Raw genomic sequence first — 19,773 nt, 5'->3', positions numbered from 1 at the left:
CTTCGTTCCGTTGGCGTCAGGCGGGAATCAGAACTCTTCCCAACCGTCGCCGACATCCGCGGTTTCGGCTTTCCTGGGCTTCGCAGCGGCAGCCGGGGCGGCTTGCGCCTTGGGCTTGGTCGGCGCTGCGGGATTGGCCGGCTTTGCGGCCGCCTTCACCGGCGCTTTCGCCACCACCGCCGGCAAGGTCGTCGTCACGCGCGGGGCCGCCGCACTGGCGCGGCTGCTGCCCGCCTGATTCAGCTTGAACGCGCCCACGGTCTGCGCCAGCGCAGTCGCTTCTTCCTGCAGCGAGGCCGCTGCGGCCGACGCTTCTTCCACCAGCGCCGCGTTCTGCGTGGTCACCTGGTCCATCTGGGCCACGGCGCCGTTGATCTGTTCGATGCCGGCGGTCTGTTCCTGGCTGGCGGCGGTGATCTCGGACATGATGTCGGTCACGCGGTTCACGCTCTGCACGATTTCCTGCATCGTGGCGCCGGCGCGCTCGACCAGCTCGGAGCCGTGGTGCACCTTGTCGACCGAGTCGTCGATCAAGAGCTTGATTTCCTTGGCCGCCGCCGCGGAACGTTGCGCCAGGCTGCGCACCTCGCCCGCCACGACCGCGAAGCCGCGGCCCTGCTCGCCGGCGCGCGCCGCTTCCACGGCCGCGTTCAGCGCCAGGATATTGGTCTGGAAGGCGATGCCGTCGATGACGGCGATGATGTCCACGATGCGGGTCGACGAGGCATTGATCGCGCCCATGGTCTGCACCACCTGCTCGACCACCGCGCCGCCCTTGCCCGCCACTTCCGAGGCCGAGGTGGCCAGCGCGTTGGCCTGGCGTGCGTTATCGGCGTTCTGCTTCACGGTCGAGGTCAGTTCTTCCATCGACGAAGCGGTTTCTTCCAGCGAACCGGCCTGCTGCTCGGTGCGCGACGACAGATCCAGGTTGCCGGCCGCGATCTGGCTCGAGGCGGTGGCGATGTTGTCGGTGCCGGTGCGGACCTGGCTCACGATCTTCACCAGCGAATCGTTCATGTCCTTCAGCGCCTGCAGCAGGCGGCCGGTCTCGTCCTTCGAAGTCACTTCGATGGTCTGGGTCAGGTCGCCCTGGGCCACCGCGCCGGCGATCGCGACCGCCTGCTCCAGCGGACGCACGATGGCGCGCACCAGCACCCATCCGACGAAGGCGGCCATGATCAGGCCGAACACCAGGCCGGCCAGGCAGACCGCGCGCACGATCTCGAAGGTCGATTGCGAGGCCTGGTATTCCTTCAGCGCCGCGTCCTGCTGCTCCTTGACCAGCCTGGCGCCGAGATCGGCCACCGGCAGGTACAGCGTGGTCATCTTGCCGTTGAGCTGGGCCACGGCGCCGGCGTTGTCGCCGGCACGGATCGCGGCCATGGCCGGGCGGATGCCCTGCTCGACGAATACCTTGCGCGCCTCGGTGAACTGTTCGTACAGGGCCTTCTCGCCGGCAGTCATCGGCAGCTGGCGGTAGCTGTCGAGGATCTTGCTGATCACCGCGATGTTCGCGTCGACCGACTCGAGCGCGGCATTGCGCTGGCCGCTGTCTTCCAGGTTGACGGCCTTGGCGACGGCGAGCTGGTTGGTGGTGATCAGCTGGGTGACCTGGCCCACCTGGCTCAGGCCCACCAGGCGGTGGTCGTACATCTGCTTGAGTTCGGTGTTGGCGACGCCGAGGTTGTAGATGCCGATGACCGCGCCGGCGACCAGTTCGACGGCCAGGAAGGCGATGACGAAGATGAGGCGCGACTTGATGCTGAGATGTTTGAACATGATTCGCTGGCCTAAGCCCATGGATAAAAAAATGTGGTATCCATTGGATTATAGAAACATTGTTCCCTTTATGGGAAGCATTGAGTATTTCCTTGCGTTATGACTTATCTTCCGTCGCAGTGCAGCAACAGATACACACATCTGGCGCGACCGCACGATATTCCTCCGTCAATATGCTCTGAGCGCATAAGCAAAGGTGACATTAACACTACGTCAAGGCAACTTTGCCGATAGAATGGCGCGATTCCTTGCTTCAACCAGAGTGTTATGACCTTCCCCGTCCTCCTGAACCTGGCCCTCGCCCTGGCCATCTGCGCACTCCTGTATGGCATGCAGGCCCGCCACGCCTCGTTCACCAAGCGCGTGTTCGCCGGCCTCGGGCTGGGCGTCGTGTTCGGCGCCGGCCTGCAGGCCGTGTACGGCGCCGGCGCGAGCGACATCGTGGCCACCAATGCCTGGCTCGACGTCATCGGCAGCGGCTACGTCAAGTTGCTGCAGATGATCGTCATCCCACTGATCATGGTCTCGATCGTGCAGGCCATCCTCAAGCTGCGCGACGCGGCGTCGCTCGGCAAGATCAGCACCCTGACCATCGGCATCCTGCTCGTCACGACCGTGGTCGCGGCCTGCATCGGCATCGCGATGGCCAAGCTGTTCGGCCTGTCGGCCGTGGGCCTGACCGCGTCGAGCGCCGAAGTCGCGCGCGGCGAATACCTGCAGGGCAACCTGGCCACGGCGCAGCAACTGTCGCTGCCGTCGCTGCTGCTGTCCTTCATCCCGGCCAATCCCTTCCTCGACATGACGGGCGCGCGCAAGACCTCGACCATCGCGGTGGTGGTGTTCGCGGTCTTCATCGGCATCTCGGCCGTCGGCATCGCCGGCAAGAAGCCGGAAGTGTTCCAGTCCTTCAGCGGCTTCGTGCACGTGGCCCACGTGATCGTGATGCGGATGGTGACCCTGGTGCTGCGCCTGACCCCGTTCGGCGTGTTCGCGCTGATGGCCAAGATGGTGGCCGGTTCGAGCCTGCAGGACATCCTGGGCCTGCTCAACTTCGTGGTCGCCTCGTATGCGGCGCTGGCGTTGATGTTCTGCGTGCACCTGGCGATGGTGGCCGGCGTCGGACTCAATCCGCTGCGCTACCTGAAGAAGATCTTCCCGGTGCTGGTGTTCGCCTTCACCTCGCGCACCAGCGCCGGCTCGATCCCGATGAGCGTGGCGACCCAGACCGCGCGCCTGGGCACGCCGGAAGGCACGGCCAATTTCGCCGCCTCGTTCGGCGCCACCATCGGCCAGAATGGCTGCGCCGGCATCTATCCGGCGATGCTGGCGGTGATGATCGCGCCGACGGTCGGCATCGATCCGTTCACCGTTGCTTTCCTTTTACCTCTGCTGGCGATCGTCGCCTTCGGCTCGATCGGCGTGGCCGGCGTCGGCGGCGGCGCCACCTTCGCGGCCCTGATCGTGCTGTCGGCGATGGACTTGCCGGTGGCGCTGGCGGGCCTCCTGATCTCGGTGGAGCCGCTGATCGACATGGGCCGCACGGCGCTGAACGTCAGCGGTTCGATCGCGGCCGGCAGCGTCACCAGCCGGGTGCTGGGCCAGACCGATATGCGGGTGTTCCAGGACGATGCCGACGTCAACCTCGACGGCGAGGAACAAGCCGTGTAAGCACGCGTAAACATCGCCGCGGGCGGCAGCAATCGTGCGCTGACGCCTTGCCGAATCCGTCATGATGACGCCATGTTAACTTTTCGGCGGACGGCGATGGAGCAGAAATGGCCACAGGAGATCTGGCTGGTCAGGCATGGACAAAGCGCGGGCAACGTCGCGCGTGACCTGGCAGAAGCCGCCGCCGGGCACCGCATCGACATCGCCGACCGCGACGTCGACGTGCCGCTGTCCGACCTCGGCGAGCGCCAGTCCGAAGCCCTGGGCGCCTGGTTCGCCGCCCTGCCGCCGCACCAGCGTCCCAACGTGGTGCTGCATTCGCCCTACGTCCGCGCGACCGAGACCGCCAACATCCTGATGCAGCGCCTGGAGCGCGACGAGCTGTTGTGCGTGCGGTCCGACGAGCGCCTGCGCGAGAAAGAATTCGGTGTGCTCGACCGTCTCACCACGCACGGCATCGCCCACCACTTCCCCGACCTTTACGAACAACGCCACCACGTCGGCAAGTTCTATTTCCGCCCGCCGGGCGGCGAAAGCTGGTGCGACGTCATCCTGCGCCTGCGCAGCGTGATGGACACGCTCGAGCGCGACTTTTGCGGCGAGCGCGTGCTGATCGTCGCGCACCAGGTCACCGTGAATTGCTTCCGCTACCTGTTCGAGCACCTGAACGAGGCGCAGATCCTGGATTTCGACCGCGCCGGCGACGTGCCCAACTGCTCGGTCACCTCCTATGAATTCGACCCCAACCAGGGCAAGCGCGGCGACCTGGCGCTGCGCCTGGTGAACTTCGTGGCGCCGCTGGAAGCGACCGGCACCCCGGTCACCGTCGCCAAGGACTTGCCCACCTCGCCCAAGGCCTGAGGCCGCACCATGGATTCCACCAATCACACCGTGCACGACGTCGATGCCGACTATCTGGCGGCGTGGCCGCTGCCGCAACCACAGGCCGAGGGCGACAAGGAATTGCGCGGCCACGTCCTGGTGCTGGGCGGCTCGCGCGAAATGCCGGGCGCCATCATCCTGGCCGCCACCGCGGCCCTGCGCGCCGGCGCCGGCAAGCTGACCATCGCCACCGGGGCCAGCGTGGCCCAGCTGGTGGCGCTGGCGATGCCCGAGGCGCGCGTGATCGGCCTTCTCGAGAACGACACCGACGGTTTCCACCTGGACGCACTAGGCAGCCTCGATCCGCTGGCCGACAAGGTCGACGCGGTGCTGGTCGGCCCCGGCATGCGCGACGCCCCCTGCACCGCGCGCCTGGTGCACGCGCTGCTGCCGCGCCTGGACGCAGCCGGCGTCGGCCTGGTGCTCGATGCCTGCGCCATGGACGTCATGCTGCACATGCCGCACGACTGGCCCGAGGGCAAGCCGATGCGCTTCGAGCGGCCCGTGGTCATGACCCCGCATTGCGGCGAGATGGCCCACCTGACCGGCCTCGAGAAAGAATGCCTCGTCGGCGCGCCGGACGCGCCGGCGCTGCAGGCGGCGCGCGAATGGAATGCGGTGATCGCGCTCAAGGGCGCACGCACGGTGATCGCGGCGCCGGACGGCACGCTGTGGCAACACGAAGGCGCAGGCAATATTGGCCTGGCCATTTCAGGGTCGGGCGACGTACTGGCCGGCATCATCGCCGGCCTGCTGGCGCGCGGCGCCGCGCCGGAACAGGCGGCCTGCTGGGGCGTGGCCTTGCACGCCCGCGCCGGCGACCGCCTGGCGCAACGGCTGGGCACTCTGGGATATTTGGCGCGAGAAATCTCCATGGAAGTTCCCGCGCTGCTGGAACAGCTTGCTCACACCGACCATATCAAGCGCAGCGCCGATGACCGGAACATCCGGACTGTTCCGGGGGACGAACAACTGGGTGCTTGACTTTTGCCCGGTGAAAGAAAACTCTGTAAAAAATGTTACGGAGTTTCGCAAGAGTGCGGTATCTAACGAACCGGCAGCCGGGCATCCGGTCTAATGGGCACAGTTGGATTGAAGTACGCACCGGGGCCGCGTATTGCGTCGGTTCCCTGAGTGTTCCTCCCTTGAATTGCAAAGGGGTGGAACTAACTGGCGCCGTTGTTCTTCCAGCGCCTCACCAATGAGCTGGAAGCTGCGGCACAAAGATAGACGTAAACGAGGAGTTTAAAAATGAATGCAATGACCAAAGCACCAAAAATCCTGCTGACCGCCGCGGTTCTGGCCACCCTGCTGGGCGCCTGCAAGAAGGACGACGCAGCGACCACCACCACCCCGGCCGACACCTCGGCGACCATGCCAAGCAGCACCTCGGGCGCCACCGGCACCACGGGTGACGTGGGCACCGGCGCAACCGGCACCGGCACCACCGGCACCGGCACCACCGACATGGGCACCAGCGGCACCACCGGCGCGACCGGCACCGCCGGCGACACCAGCGGCGCGGCAGGCACCACCGGCGCGACCGGCACCACCGGCACCGGCACCGCCGAAGGCGCCACCGGCACCACCACCACCGATCCGCAGACCACCACCACGCCGCCGACCGGCACCACCGGCCAGTAATCGATTGGCCAACGCCCCGAACGACGCCCTGCGCGCGGGGCGCGCTCGGGGTAGCGCTCTACCCAATACCAGCACCCGGCCCCTCACGGCCGGGTTGTTTTTTTTCAGGCCCGCACCTGCCGCCGTCGGCTAGTCAGTCGTGCGCTGCTTTGCCGCGACGTCGCGGATCAGATTCTCCACCATCGTGAAATCGGCCGGCTTGGTCAGGTGATGATCGAACCCCGCCTCGCTCGACCGTCGCCGGTCCTGCTCCGCCCCCCATCCCGTCAGCGCCACCAGCGTCGCGTCTTCCATGCCCGGAATGCGGCGCATCGCCTCGGCCGCCTCATGGCCGCTCATGTCGGGCAGGCCGATGTCCAGGAACACCACCTGCGGCAGGTGTTCTCCGGCGAGGCGCAATGCCGCGGCGCCGTCGTTGGCGACGCTGACGGTGTGGTCGTTCATTTCGAGCAGGGCTTGCAAGGTCTCGGCCGCGTCGACATTGTCGTCCACCACGAGAATGCGCAGCATGCCGCCCGGTGTGGCGGAGACCGGCGCGGTCACCGGTTCGGGCGCGGCTGCGGAGGGCAGCCCAGCCAGCGCACCCTGCGGCAACGGTAGCCACACCGTGAACCGGCTGCCCATGCCGGCGCCGGCGCTGCTGGCCGCCACCCGGCCGCCGTGCAGCTTGACCAGGCGCTGGACCAGGTTCAGGCCCACGCCCAGGCCGCCCTGCGCCATCCCGCTGCCGAGATGGGCTTGTGCATACATATCGAATATCGTCTCCAGCGCCGGCGCGGCGATGCCGATGCCGTTGTCCGACACCGTGAGCGCCACCTCGTTCGCCTCGACGCGCACCACCAGCTCGATCGCGCCGCCCTGCGGCGTGTACTTGGCCGCGTTGTTGAGCAGGTTGCTCAGCACCTGGGCCACGCGGTGGCGGTCGGCGTGCAGCGCCAGCGGTTCCTGCGGCAGGCGCACGGACAACGCGTGCTTGCCGGCTTCCACCAGCGGCATGCTCATGTCGACCGCCTCGCGCACCACGTCGTCCAGCCGCACCCGTTCCAGGCGCAGGGTCACCTTGCCCTCGGCCAGGCGCGCCATGTCGAGCAGGTCGTCGACCAGGTGCACCATGTGGTCGACCTGGCGCCGCATGATGGCCTGCACGTCGCCGCCGGCGGCGCCGATGCGCATCAGCTCCAGCCCCGAACGGATCGGGGCCAGCGGGTTGCGCAGCTCGTGCGCCAGCGTGAACAGGAAGTCGCTCTGCGCGCGGTTCTTCTGTCCCAGCTCGTTGGCCAGGCGCTGCAACTCCTGCTCGGCGTACTTCTGGCTGTCGATGTCGAGGGTCACGCCGTCGAAGCGCTCCGGCTGGCCGTGCTTGTCCAGGCCGCACCAGCCGATCGCCCGCAGCCAGCGCGGCGCGTCGCCCGCCACGGTGCGGAACTCGAGGTCGAGCGGCGCGCCGGCGCGCACCGCGTGCGCCACGCTGCCGGCCAGCCGCTCGCGGTCTTCCGGGTCGACCGCCGCCAGCAGCGTGTCGACCGAGGCCGCGCGCGCGCCGTCCAGGCCGAAGTGCAAGGCCATCTCGGCATTGAGCTGGAACTCGGTGAACGGCGCGTCGGCATACCAGACGCCGATGTCGCCCGCCTCGGACACCCGCTCGAAGCGCTCCTGCAGCATCTTGCGCGCATGAACGTCGATCACCGTGCCGACGTAGCCGTCCGGCTCGCCCGCCGCGTTCGCGCGCGGCAGGCCGGCGTCGATGAACCAACGGTAGCTGCCGTCGTGGCAGCGCAGGCGGTAGTCGATCGAGAACGGCTCGCGCGCCGCGCTCGCGGCCAGGAAGATCTCGCCCGAGCGCTGGCGGTCGTCGGGGTGGGTATTGTCGAGCCAGCCCAGGCCCAGGTCCTGTTCCGGCGTGCGGCCGGTGTAGTCGTACCAGCGCTGGCTGAGATAGGTGCACTGGCCCTCGTTGTCGGTGGTCCACAGCATGGCCGGCGAGGCGTCGACCAGCGCCCGCACATGGGCTTCGCGCGCCCGCGCATCGCGCTCCATCTGGCTGCGCTCGCGGCCCAGCGCCACCTGGGTGCGCACCCGCGCCAGCAGCTCGTTGGCCGAGAACGGCTTGACCAGGTAGTCGTCGGCGCCGGCCTGCAGGCCCTCGACCTTGGCTTCCTCGCCGGCGCGCGCCGACAGCAGCATCACCGGCAGCAGGCGCAGCTCCTCGCTGGCGCGGATCTGCGCGATCAGGCCGAAGCCGTCGAGCTTCGGCATCATCACGTCGCTCAGCAGCAGGTCGGGCGGGTCGGCCAGCGCGAGTTCGAAGGCGGCCTGGCCGTCGGCGCAGGCGCGCACCTCGGCGTGCGGCTCGAGCAGCGCCTTGAGGTAGGCCCGCATATCGTTGTTGTCGTCGGCGATCAGGATGCGCGGGCGCGCCTGGCCGGCCATGTCGACCGGCGCCGCCTGCTCCTCCTCGTGGGGTTCGGCTTCGGCGTCCGGCAGCCAGCGCAGCGCTTCCTCGACGAAGGCGGAGCCCATGCGCTGGCGGTCTTCCATCGCGTCCGGCGCGTGCAGGATGCGGTCTTGCGGCAGGTGGGCCTGGCCAAACGGCAGGTCGACGTCGAAGCGCGTGCCTTCGCCGAACACGCTCGAGACGGCGATCGTGCCGCCGTGCAGGCGCACCAGTTCCTGGATCAGGGCCAGGCCGATGCCGGTGCCTTCATAGGTGCGCCCCGGCGCGCCCTCGATGCGGTGGAAGCGCTCGAACATGCGCGGCAGCTCGTGCTCGGGAATGCCGGTGCCGGTGTCCTGCACCGACAGCCGCGCCATGCCGGCGTGCTCGCGCAGGCTGATCGTGACGCTGCCGTGCAGGGTGAACTTGAAGGCGTTCGACAGCAGGTTGAAGACGATTTTTTCCCACATGTCGCGGTCGACGTAGACCGGCCGGCCCAGGTCCTGCAGCGCGACCTTGTAGTCCAGGCCGCCCTTGGCCATGGCCGACTCGAACACCCCGGCCAGGTCGAGCGTCAGGTGCGCCAGGTCCACCGGCACGTAGCTGGCCTGCACCCGGCCGGCCTCGATGCGCGAGAAGTCGAGCAGCGAGTTGACCAGCTTGAGCAGGCGCAGCGCATTGCGGTGGGTGACCTCGATGCGCTTCCTCTGGGCCGCGCTCATGCTGTCCGCGGCGTCCGCCAGGGCGTCGTCGAGCGGACCCAGGATCAGGGTCAGCGGGGTGCGGAATTCATGCGACACGTTCGAGAAGAAGGCGGTCTTGGCGCGGTCGATCTTGGCCAGTTCTTCGGCCCGGCGCTGTTCCTGCTCGTAGGCGATGACGTTGCCGACCGCGGTGTTCACCGCCGCCCCCAGCAATTCGTAGAAGTTGCGATAGTCGGCGTCGAGCGCGCGGCGCACGCTCACGCCGGCGACCACGAAGCCGAACAGCTCTTGCTGGCCCGGCAGGGAAAGCGGCAGCACCAGGGCCGAGCGCGGCGGATCGTCGTAGGGTCCGCAGGCCGCGCCGCCGAGCCGTTCGGCGACGTCGTCGACCTGCGCCGCCGCGCCCGTGGCGGCGCAGCGCGCGAACGGCCAGCAGGCGTCGTCCAGACGCGCCGACTGCGGCGCCAGCGCGCAGTGCGCCGGCAAGCCGCCGCCGCCGCGCAGCGCCAGGGTTCCGCTGTCCTGGTCGATCTGGTAGAACAGCAGGAAAGGCACGTCGGCCTTCATGCGCTCGACGTGGACCGTCAGCTGCTGGCCGATCTCGGCCATCGAACGGGTCGAGGCCAGGCCGGCGGTCAGGTCGCGCAGGCCCTGGGTGCGGCGCGCGCCCAGCACCTGGGCCGTGGTCTCGGTGATCGGGTGGAAGACGCCGCCCACCGCCCCCGACTCGTCGCGGATCGGCGAGAACGAGAACGTCATGTTCGCTTCCTCGAGATAGCCGCTGCGGTCGAGGAACATCTGCTGGTCCTTGATGTAGGCGCCCTCGCCCTGGTGGGCGCGTTCGAAGGCGGCCCCCACCACCGGCAGGGCCGAGGCCCAGATGACCTTGAACGGCGCCCCCATCGACGCCGGATGCAGGTCGCCGCAGATCGGGCGGTAGGCGTCGTTGTAAATCTGGATGTCCTCCGGCCCCCAGCACACCAGGATCGGGAAGGTCGACGACAGGCACAGGCTGACCGAGGTGCGCAGGCTCTGCGGCCAGTCGGACAGCGGCCCGAGCGGCGTCTTCGACCAGTCCATGCTGCGGATCAGTTCGCCCATCTCGCCGCCGCCGGCGAGCCAGTTCATATCGGAACCGGCAGGTGTGGAGGGTGATGGGATTACTGACATGGGCATGGAGACCTAACGGCGGGAGGGATGGAAGACGGGATTCTTGAAACACTGTTCACTACTACGCAAGCAGTTCAGTATCGAATTATCCACAAGGCACCCGCTATTAGACCATAACAACAGGAAATACTGACGCAACAACGGCGACTGCACGGCGAGCCCATGCGACCCATCGTTGAAAAGACACGGCCAGCGCATGGCTGGCCGTGTAGGGGCAAAGGACGGCTGGCGCCGCCCGCAGGGTGAGGATCAGGCCGGGACGGCCTTGCCGCGACCGGTGACAAAGCGGCCGGCGCGGACGATCACGCGATAGACCAGGCGCACGAAGGTCAGGGTCAGGATCGCTTCCACGAAGGTCATCAGGAAGGCCGGCAGCGCGTTCCAGCGCTCGGCGCGGCGGCCATACTTGGCCAGCATGCGGTCGCGGGCGATCTCGATGCTGTCGTAGAAGGTCGGCACCACCAGCAGCGTCAGCACGGTCGAGGTGATCGTGCCGCCGATGATGGCGATCGCCAGCGGCTGGTAGAACTCGCCCGCGTCGCCGAAGGCCAGCGCCACCGGCAGCATGCCGGCGATCAGCGCGAAGGTGGTCATCAGGATCGGACGCAGGCGCTTGCGGCCCGCCGCCATCAGCGCTTCTTCGCGGTCCATGCCTTCGTGCTCCAGGGCGCGGGCGGCGTCCAGCAGCAGGATCGCATTCTTGGCCACCAGGCCCATCAGCATGATGATGCCGATCATGCTCATCAGATTGAGCGTGTGCCCCGTGATGATCAGCGCCACGACCACGCCGATCAGCGACAGCGGCAGCGACATCATCACGCCGATCGGCGCGGTGAAGGAACCGAACTGCATCACCAGGATCAGGTACATCAGGGCGATGCCCGACAGCAGCGCGATGATCATCTCGGTGAACAGCTCCTGCTGGTCTTCACCCGAGCCGCCCAGCGCCAGGCCATAGCCCGGCGGGAAGTCGAAGGTGCGCGCCAGGCGCATGGCGTCGGCCGTGACCTCGCCCGGCGAACGGCCCTGGGCATTGGCCGAGACTGTGATCATGCGCTCGCCGTTCTTGTGGCGGATGCCCGACGGGCCCTTGCCCATGGTGATCGAGGCGATCTGCTCGAGGGGCACCATCATGCCGGTGCCGCCGACCGAGATCGGCAGGCGCTCGATGCTCTCGGTATTGACGCGGTCATCCGGGTGCAGGCGCACGGCGACGTCGCGGGTCTCGCTGGTCGGGTCGACCCAGTCGCCCACCTCGATGCCGGCGAAGGCCACGCGCAGCGACTGGGCGGCGTCGCCCACCGAAATGCCCATCATATTCGCCAGGCCGCGGTCGAGCACGATCTGCAGCTCGTTCTTGGGATCCTGTTCCGACAGGGTGACGTCGACCGCACCCGGCACTTCGCGCAGCTTGGCCATGTAGGCGTTGGTCAGTTCCATCAGGCGGCGCGAATCGGGGCCGCTGAATTCGATCTGCACCGGCTTGCCGTTGCCGCTCAGGTCATCCATGACCGTGTACTCGGCGCCGACCAGGCGGCTGATCTTCTGGCGCAGTTCCACCGCGACCTCGGAAGCGCTGCGGTCGCGCTGGCGGCGCTTGCCGATGTCGACGTAGACCCGGCCGCCGTTCAGGTTGGCGTTGCTGTTGGTGTCCTCGGTCTCGGGCAGGGTGCGCGCCAGCTCGGCCGCCGCTTCCACCTTGCGGCGGGCGTATTCGATGCTCGACGATGCCGGCACGCGCACGTCGATCATGATCGTGCCCGAGTCCATCTTCGGCAGGAAGCTGGAGCCGCCAAAGCTCGAATGCAGGGCGATGGCGCCGACGAAGCTCGCCAGGGCGATGAAACCCATCCAGCGGCGGTGGTGCAGCGCCCAGGCGATCACGCGGCCGTAGCGGTCGGCCTGGCGGTCGAACCAGTGATTGAAGCGGTCCAGCACGCGGCCGATGCCCTTCTTGGGCGCGCTGTGGTGGTCCGGCGGGTCGCCCCAGTAGGCCGACAGCATCGGGTCGAGCGTGAACGAGATGAACAGCGAGACGATCACCGAGCAGGTCACGGTGAGCGCGAACGGGCGGAACCACTCGCCGGAGACGCCCGGCATGAAGGCCACCGGCACGAACACGGCCATGATCGAGAAGGTCGTGGCGGCCACGGCCATGCCGATCTCGGCGGTGCCTTCGAGGGCCGCGGTGCGGCGGTCGGAACCCATTTCCATATGGCGCACGATGTTTTCACGCACCACGATCGCATCGTCGATCAGCACGCCGATCGCCAGCGACAGGCCCAGCAGGGTCATGAAGTTCAGCGTGAAGCCGCACAGCCAGACCGCGATGAAGGCCGCCAGCACCGAGGTCGGCAGGGCCAGCGCGGTGATCAGGGTCGAGCGCCAGGAATTGAGGAAGGCGTACACCACGAACACGGTCAGCACGGCGCCCAGCACCAGCGCCTCGATCACGTTGTTCAGGCTCGATTGCGCATCCTCGCCGCCGTCGCGGGTCACTTCCAGCTTGGTGCCTTCCGGCAGGTGCTTGCTCGCTTCCTTGACGACTTCGTGGACCTTCTTGGCCAGCGCCACGGTCGAGGCGTCACGCGAGCGGGAAATCTGCAGGCCGACGTTCGGCTTGCCGCTGCGCATGGACAGGCTGTTGATGTCGGCGAAGCCATCCTGGATCTCGGCCACCTGGTTCAGGCGCACGATGGTGTCGCCGTTGCGCTTGACCACGATCTGCGAAAAGTCTTCGGGACGCTCGATGCGGCCGATCAGGCGGATGCCCTTCTCGTCAAGCTCGTCGCGCAGCTTGCCGACCGGCGCATTGGTATTGCCGCTGCGCAGGGCATTGGTCACCTCCGTCACCGACACATTGAATTCACGCAGCTTCTCGGCGCGCAGCAGCACCGACAACTCGCGCCGCAGGGCGCCGTTGACGGCCACCGTCGAGACGCCGTCGATGGCGCGGAACTGGTCGGCCAGCACGTCCTCGGCATAGCGCGAGATCTCGGCATGGCTCTGGGTGCTCGACGACAGCGCCAGCGACATCACCGGCTCGGCGGCCGGATCGATGCGGCGCAGCACCGGCTCGCGCATCTCGATCGGCAGCTTGTAGCGCACCGCGGCGATGGCGTTGCGCACGTCGTCCGAGGCTTCGATCAGATTGCGGTCGAAGTCGAACTCCATCCAGATCGTGGCGCCGCCCTCATAGGAGTTGGAATTGACTTCGGTGACGCCCTGGATCGCCTGCATTTGCTTCTCGAGGCGGTTGGTGATCTCGCGTTCCGAGGTCTCGGGCGAGGCGCCCGGATACGGGATGTCGACCACGATGACGGGGATGTCGACGTCGGGGTTCTGGTTGACCCGCAGCTTGGACAGCGCGAGCAGGCCGATGGCCATCATCGCGACGATGATCACCACCGTCGCGACCGGTTTCTTGACACTGAAATTGGACAGGAACATCGTTGTTTTCCTTTTATTTTTCCCGTATTACTTGCCCTGGACCGGCGCCGCGCCGGCGGCCGAGCCGGCGGCGCTGGCGACGCGCGCGGCCGGCATGTCGACCTTCTGGCCATCCTTCAGGTTCGAGGTCGGGGCGCGCAGCACGATGTCGCCGGCGGCCAGGCCCTGCTTGACTTCGAAGTTGCCGGTGCGCGGGTCGCGCGCGCCGACCACCAGATTGACCTTGGACAGGGTTTTATCCTTGATGCGCCAGGTATGGCTGTTGTCGCCGACCCGCACCAGGGCCGACTCGGGCAGCATCAGGGCGTCGGTGGCGGAAGCGTCGACGCGGCCTTCGGCGTACAGGCCGGCCACGCGCGGCTGGGCCTTGTCGGCGAAGCCCACCAGCACCTCGACCTGGCGCGTGACCGGGTTGGCCGCCGGATCGATCCTCCTGACGATGCCGGCGAACTGCTGCTCGCCATAGCCGTTGACGCGGAAATTGACTTTCTGGCCGACCTTGACGGTGCTGACCGAATCGGCCGACACCGCGCCTTCGAAGCGCATGCTGGTCGGATCGATGACTTTCACGAGTTCCTTGCCGATGGTGGCGGTGTCGCCATTGGAGACCTTGCGCTCGGAGACGATGCCGTCGAACGGCGCGCGCACCGTGGTGCGGGCCAGTTGCTGGCGCGCGGTGGCGACGCGGCTCCTGGCGCCCGACAGCTCGCTCATGGCGTTGTTGCGCGCCATCTCGGCGTCGTCCAGGGCCTTGGCCGAGGTCATGCCGGAGGCGCTCAGGGTTTTCAGGCGTTCGAGCTGGCGGTTGGCCTGCTCCAGCGCCAGGCTGGCGGCGCGCTGCGCATCCTCGGCCGACATCAGGCTGTCGCGGATCGAGGTTTCATCGAGGCGCACCAGCACGTCGCCGCGCTTGACCGGTTCGCCGTTCTCCTTGAGCACCTGCAGCACGATGGCCGAGACTTCGGCGCGCAGGTCGGCCTTGCGCTCGGGCTGGATCGAGCCGGTGATGACCGGGCCGGACGAAATGGCGTCGCTCTGGATCGTCAATACATCCTCGGGCGCCACCGTCAGCTGCGTCGGCTTGTTGTCCTTGGCCTGGCCGGGGGCCGTGGCGGAATCCTTGCCGCAGGCGACGAGGCTTGAAGCGATGGCTAGAACGAGGAGGGTTTTGCGCAGCATTGTGGTTCTCCAGAGAAGGACTTGGTCTTTTTTATAAAAATGAGAATAGATACAGCCAGCGCGAAGTATTCAGGAGGGCCCTGATGGCGTCAATTGACGAACCTGTATAACGCCGAATTCGATGGATGAACTGCGTTTTTTGGCGATGAGCTGCATTCCAGCCCGGACGAGATGCGGGGTAAAACGGACAGGCGGACGTCCGGGGGATGGACGCCGCCATATGGACACGATCAGAAACCGCCGAGGACGGCGTTGATCAGGAAGCCCATGCCGATGCCGGTCAGGACCCCGCCGGCGATCTCGATCTTGGTATGGCCCATGCGTTCGCGCAGGATCACGTAGTCGGCCTTGCCGTCGTGCAGGCGGTTGAGCGACACCGCGTGGCGGCCGACGTGCTGGCGCAGGCTGTTGGCGTCGATCATGACGATGAAGGCGAGCGTGCAGGCCACGCCGAAGGCCGGATGGCCCATGCCTTCGCGCAGGGCGATCAGGGTGGCCATGCTGGACACGACCGCGCTATGGTTGCTGGGGAAGCCGCCATTGCCGACCAGGTCGAAGGCCCAGCGCCGCAGGCGGACGCTGGAAATGAGAAACTTGATCGGACCGACCACCATCCAGGTCAGTATGGGCGTCACGAGGTAGATAATTTCCATGATGTCTTATAGGTGAAAATGCTGGGCGGAATTATCTCAGAAGCAAGGCGCGGTGGGCGACTTTTGGAACGGACGCAGCAACCCGGGAAACGGTAATATTGACCCAGGCAGTCAATACAGACAAGGGGTATGTATGCGGCACTTCCGCTGGTCGTTCATCGTCACGGCAGTCCTGATGGCCCTGGCCGGCTGGTGGGGCTACGAGCACCGGGGCCTGCCCGGCCTGCTGCAGGCCCTGTGGATCACGGCCATCCTCGGCGTGCTGGAAGTGTCGCTTTCTTTCGACAATGCCGTCGTCAACGCCTCGGTGCTCAAGCACTGGAACGAATTCTGGCGCAAGCTGTTCCTGACCGTCGGCATCCTGGTGGCCGTGTTCGGCATGCGCCTGCTGTTCCCGCTGGTGATCGTCGCCGCCGCCACCGGCCTCGGCCTGCTCGACGTCTGGCACATGGCGATCGACAACCCCAACGAGTATTCGCGCCACCTGACCGAACACCACGCCGAAGTCGCGGCCTTCGGCGGCGCCTTCCTGTTGCTGGTATTCCTGAATTTCCTCTTTGACACGGAAAAAGAACTGCATTGGATCACTTGGTTCGAGGAAAAAGTCGGCCAGTACGGCTCCGAGGGACTGGCCGTGCTGCTGGCGCTGCTCAGCGTGATCGGCGCCATGAACCTGATGCCGGAAGAACGCAAGCTGGCGGTGCTGATCGCCGGCGTGACCGGGGTGCTGATCTATATCGGCGTCAAGTGGCTGAGCGGCCTGCTCGAAGAAAAGGAAGAAGACCCGTCGGTCGGCGCCATGATCTCGCAGGGCAGCATCGGCGGCTTTCTCTACCTGGAAGTGCTGGACGCCTCGTTCAGCTTCGACGGCGTGATCGGGGCCTTCGCCATTACCAACGACGTCGTCATCATCATGCTGGGCCTGGCCATCGGCGCCATGTTCGTGCGCTCGATGACCGTGTTCCTGGTCTACAAGGGCACGTTGCAAGAATTTGTCTTCCTCGAGCACGGGGCCCACTATGCGATCGGCATCCTGGCCCTGATCATGTTCGCCAGCGTGCACTATCACATCCCGGAATGGTTCACCGGGCTGTCCGGGCTGGCGTTCATCCTGGTGTCGCTGTGGTCGTCCATACGCTACCGCAGGAGGATCGCGGCCCAGGAGGCCGAGGTGGCGGCGCGGACCGGGTGAATCGGTAACGGCTGAGAATTGCGGTTTGCGATTACGGCAAGGCATGGCAGAATGAGCGCGCATCGCGTTTGCGCTGCCATATTGACAACCCGTGCCAACTTTTTTCGATCGCCCTGCCCGACCATGCCCAAAGCCCGCGCCACCGCCATCCTGCTGTCCGTCATCGCCGCCGTCGCCGTGCTCGGTTCCCTGTACACCTGGTTCACCCTGACCTGGGCCTATTCCGAAGGCGACCGCGCCGGCTATCTGCAGACGTTCTCCAAGAAAGGCTGGCTGTGCAAGACCTGGGAAGGCGAGATCCTGCTGTCGAGCATGCCGGGCGCGATTCCCGAGCGCTTCGCCTTCACCGTGCGCGATGAGGCGGTGGTGCAGCAACTCAATAATAATATCGGCCGCCGCGTGCAGATCAGCTACGAGCAGCACAAGGGCGTGCCGACCAGCTGCTTTGGCGATACCGAGTATTTCGTGAAGCGTGCGGTGACGGGGCCGGTCGATCCGGTGTCGCCGAGCCAGGCGCAGGGAGCGCCGGCGCCAGCGGCGCCCGCGCAATAACAGTGTAGGCGTAGGGTCGGCGGCCCAGCCGGCTGCGCGCCCCGGCCAACCCTAGTCCTTGTCGCGGTCCAGTTCGCGCTGGGCCGCGATCACTTCCGCCAACCTCGCCGCCGCCTGCGCGGCTGAGGTGTCGCCGGCCCGGGCCTGCGACTGCTTGAACCGTCCCAATACCTCGCGCGTCAGGTCGGCCGACACCGAGCGTTGGCCGGCTTCGACCTTGCGTTCGCCGATGACGCGCTCGGTGGCCGCCAGTTCGGCGGCCTGCTCGTCCTGGCGCTTGCTTTCCAGGTTCACCAGGTGCTTGCGCGCATCGGCCATCTGCAAGGTCGCCTGCGCCGCCTTGCGCTGCATCTCGGCATGCGCCTGGGCGTGTTCCAGCAGCGCGCGCTGGGCTTCGCGTTTCTCGACCGCCGACTGCACGGCGGCCTGCTCGACCAGCTCGCGCTCGCGCGCCAGCCGGGCTTGCGTTTCCTCGGCCTCGGCGCGCGCCTCGGCGGCCTGGGCGGCGGCATGTTCCGACGCCAGCCGCGCCGCCTGCGCCTCGTTGGCGCGGGCGTCGGCCGCGGCCTGGGCGCGCTGGGCGGCCAGCTTGCGCTCGACCAGGGCCAGCGACTCGCGCGCGGCTTGGGTGGCTTCGCGCTCGGCGCCGATCGCCTGCTCGGTCAGCGCCACCTGCTGGCGCTCGACCTCGGTGCGTTCCTGCTGGGCCTGGGCCAGCTCTTGCGCCCGGCGCGCATGCGCCTGCTGGGCGTCGCGCGTCGCCTCGGCTTGCGCCGCTTCTTCCGCTACCGCGTCCGCCTGGGCCTGCTGAGCTTCGAAGGTCGCGCGCTGGGCTTCTTCGAGACGGCGCTCGGCCTGCGCCCTGGCGGCCAGCGCCGCCGCCGCGGCCGCCTCGGCTTCGCTGCGCGCCTGGGCCGCCAGCATCAATTCCTGCTCGGCCGCCACTTTCCGCTCGAGGTCCGCCAGGGCCTGGGTCTCGGCCGCCACCCGCTCGCGCTCGAGCTGGGCAAGGCGCTCGGCTTCTTCGCGTTTTTGCGCAGCCAGTTGCGCGGCCTGGCGCTGCAGTTCGACCAGCTCGGCCTCGAACGCGACCGCCTCCGCTTCGTCGGCGTTGCGCTTGGCCTGGACCTCGGCCGCGGCCTGGGCCAGCGCCGCTTTTTCGTCGGCCAAGGCTTGCTCGCGCTGGTGCTCCTCGGCCTCGCGCTGGGCCGCCGCCACCGCCGCCTCGTCGGCCGCGCGGCGCGCGCGCGCGTCCAGCGCCGCCTCGGCCTCGGCCTCGAGCCGGGCTTGCACCTGCTCGTCCGCTTCTTCCTCGGCGCGGACGCGGTCTTCGGCCACCAGCTGCAGCTTGCGGTCGGTTTCGATCCGGGCCTCGGTCGCGGCCAGGATGCGGGCTTCGGCCTCGCGCCGCGCCTCGGCGCTGGCGGCGGCCATCTGTTCCAGCCGCTCGCGGTGGGTGGCGGCGTCGCGCAATTCCTTTTCGGTCTGCAGGCGCAGGCGCAGCGACTGGGCCGCGACGCGCTCGGACTCGGCCTGGGCCAGCGCGATCGCCTCGCGTTCCTGTTCGATGTGGGCCAGCGCGCGCGCTTCTTCCAGCGCGCGCGCCTCGGCCGCCGCGCGCGCGAACGCCGAGGCCAGGGCCACCTGGTCGGCGCGTTCGCGCTGCTGGGTCAGGTCGAGCGCTTCCGCCTCAGCCTCGGCCAGCTTCTCGGCGGTCTGGCGCGCGGCTTTTTCGGCGCGCTCGCGCTCGCGCGCCAAAATGGCGATGCGGGCGTCGGCGCTGGCGTTGTGCAGCACTTCTTCCTTGGCCGCCTCCACCGCCGCCATGCGCTCGGCGGCCTGCAGCCTGGCCTGTTCGGTATGCGCCACCAGCTCGTCGGCGGCGCGGGCGGCCTTGGCCGCCAGTTCGGCCTCGGCTTCCATCTGGACGGCGGCGCGGCGCCGCGCTTCTTCTTCGGAGCGCGCACGGGCCTCCAGCGCCAGCCGGATCTCGGTGTCGCTCTTGACCCGCGCGCGCAGCTCGGCGGTCTCTTGCCGGATCGCTTCGAGGCGCTCGGCGGAGGCCTTGGCGGCGGCGCGCAGGGATTCGAGGCGGTCGCGGTTGGCCGCGATCGCGTCTTCGGATGCCTGCGAATTGGCCAGCGCGGCGGCGGCGGCGGCGGCGTCAATGGCGGCGCGTTCGTCCGCCAGCGCGCGTGCGCGCGATTCGGCGGTCTGGCGGCTTTCTGCAGCAACATTAGCCTTGGCCTCGGCTTCCACCCGCGCGATCGCTTCCTGGATTTCGCGCATCTCGAGGGGCTTGCGCGCGGCCGGCGCCGGGGCGGCCGCAGGGACCTCAGGCGCGGCGGCAGCCGCTTCAGGCCCCGAGTCGGGCGGAGCCTCGGCCGGCGCCATGCCGGCGGCCTGCGACAGGTCGATCGAGAAGTCGGCGTCGTCTTGCTTGGCTGGGTTTGGTTCCATGCGAGG

Annotated in this window: 12 protein-coding genes; 6 read left to right on the top strand and 6 right to left on the bottom strand. The window is 67.7% G+C overall.

The window, feature by feature from the left end:
• Positions 1-27: 27 nt before the first annotated feature.
• On the bottom strand, positions 28-1,779 hold the full coding sequence (locus tag HMPREF9710_RS20150) for a methyl-accepting chemotaxis protein (protein ID WP_005669440.1): 1,752 nt from the start codon (positions 1,777-1,779) through the stop codon (positions 28-30).
• Between the two features lie 267 nt (positions 1,780-2,046).
• Here HMPREF9710_RS20150 and HMPREF9710_RS20145 point away from each other — a divergent pair, with 267 nt between their 5' ends.
• The 4 genes from HMPREF9710_RS20145 (at position 2,047) to HMPREF9710_RS20130 (ending at position 5,973) form a co-directional block, all read left to right on the top strand.
• Positions 2,047-3,447 (top strand): L-cystine transporter, encoded by a 1,401-nt coding sequence (locus HMPREF9710_RS20145; protein WP_005669437.1) that lies wholly within the window; start codon positions 2,047-2,049, stop codon positions 3,445-3,447.
• A 96-nt stretch (positions 3,448-3,543) separates the two neighbouring features.
• A complete protein-coding gene (locus HMPREF9710_RS20140; protein WP_005669434.1) occupies positions 3,544-4,308 on the top strand; it encodes a histidine phosphatase family protein in 765 nt (254 codons plus the stop codon).
• A gap of 9 nt (positions 4,309-4,317) precedes the next feature.
• A complete protein-coding gene (locus HMPREF9710_RS20135; RefSeq protein WP_005669432.1) occupies positions 4,318-5,313 on the top strand; it encodes an NAD(P)H-hydrate dehydratase in 996 nt (331 codons plus the stop codon).
• Positions 5,314-5,580: 267 nt separating this feature from the next.
• Positions 5,581-5,973 (top strand): hypothetical protein, encoded by a 393-nt coding sequence (locus tag HMPREF9710_RS20130; protein WP_005669430.1) that lies wholly within the window; start codon positions 5,581-5,583, stop codon positions 5,971-5,973.
• A gap of 129 nt (positions 5,974-6,102) precedes the next feature.
• Here HMPREF9710_RS20130 and HMPREF9710_RS20125 read toward each other — a convergent pair whose 3' ends face one another.
• The 4 genes from HMPREF9710_RS20125 to HMPREF9710_RS20110 all read right to left on the bottom strand — a co-directional run bounded on the left by HMPREF9710_RS20125 (position 6,103) and on the right by HMPREF9710_RS20110 (position 15,563).
• Positions 6,103-10,239: an ATP-binding protein gene (locus HMPREF9710_RS20125; RefSeq protein WP_005669420.1), complete on the bottom strand. Its 4,137-nt coding sequence runs from the start codon at positions 10,237-10,239 to the stop codon at positions 6,103-6,105.
• 291 nt (positions 10,240-10,530) lie between these two features.
• On the bottom strand, positions 10,531-13,731 hold the full coding sequence (locus tag HMPREF9710_RS20120; protein ID WP_005669417.1) for an efflux RND transporter permease subunit: 3,201 nt from the start codon (positions 13,729-13,731) through the stop codon (positions 10,531-10,533).
• 27 nt (positions 13,732-13,758) lie between these two features.
• Positions 13,759-14,910 (bottom strand): efflux RND transporter periplasmic adaptor subunit, encoded by a 1,152-nt coding sequence (locus tag HMPREF9710_RS20115; protein WP_005669416.1) that lies wholly within the window; start codon positions 14,908-14,910, stop codon positions 13,759-13,761.
• A gap of 230 nt (positions 14,911-15,140) precedes the next feature.
• The gene (locus HMPREF9710_RS20110) at positions 15,141-15,563 is read right to left on the bottom strand and encodes a divergent PAP2 family protein (RefSeq protein ID WP_005669415.1); all 423 of its coding nucleotides are present in this window, start codon (positions 15,561-15,563) and stop codon (positions 15,141-15,143) included.
• Between the two features lie 133 nt (positions 15,564-15,696).
• On the opposite strand from HMPREF9710_RS20110, the gene HMPREF9710_RS20105 reads away from it, so the two are divergent.
• On the top strand, positions 15,697-16,755 hold the full coding sequence (locus tag HMPREF9710_RS20105) for a DUF475 domain-containing protein (protein ID WP_005669413.1): 1,059 nt from the start codon (positions 15,697-15,699) through the stop codon (positions 16,753-16,755).
• 123 nt (positions 16,756-16,878) lie between these two features.
• Complete coding sequence (locus tag HMPREF9710_RS20100; protein WP_005669411.1) at positions 16,879-17,307, top strand: DUF8785 domain-containing protein; 429 nt, start codon at positions 16,879-16,881, stop codon at positions 17,305-17,307.
• Between the two features lie 51 nt (positions 17,308-17,358).
• On the opposite strand, the gene HMPREF9710_RS20095 is transcribed toward HMPREF9710_RS20100, so the two are convergent.
• Complete coding sequence (locus tag HMPREF9710_RS20095; RefSeq protein WP_005669409.1) at positions 17,359-19,767, bottom strand: coiled-coil domain-containing protein; 2,409 nt, start codon at positions 19,765-19,767, stop codon at positions 17,359-17,361.
• Between the last annotated feature and the right edge of the window lie 6 nt (positions 19,768-19,773).

Origin of the sequence: Massilia timonae CCUG 45783 (assembly GCF_000315425.1) — a bacterium.
GTDB classification, from domain to species: domain Bacteria; phylum Pseudomonadota; class Gammaproteobacteria; order Burkholderiales; family Burkholderiaceae_D; genus Telluria; species Telluria timonae.
Note: the sequence above shows the minus strand (reverse complement) of the source record. Positions and strands in the feature narration are given on the sequence as shown.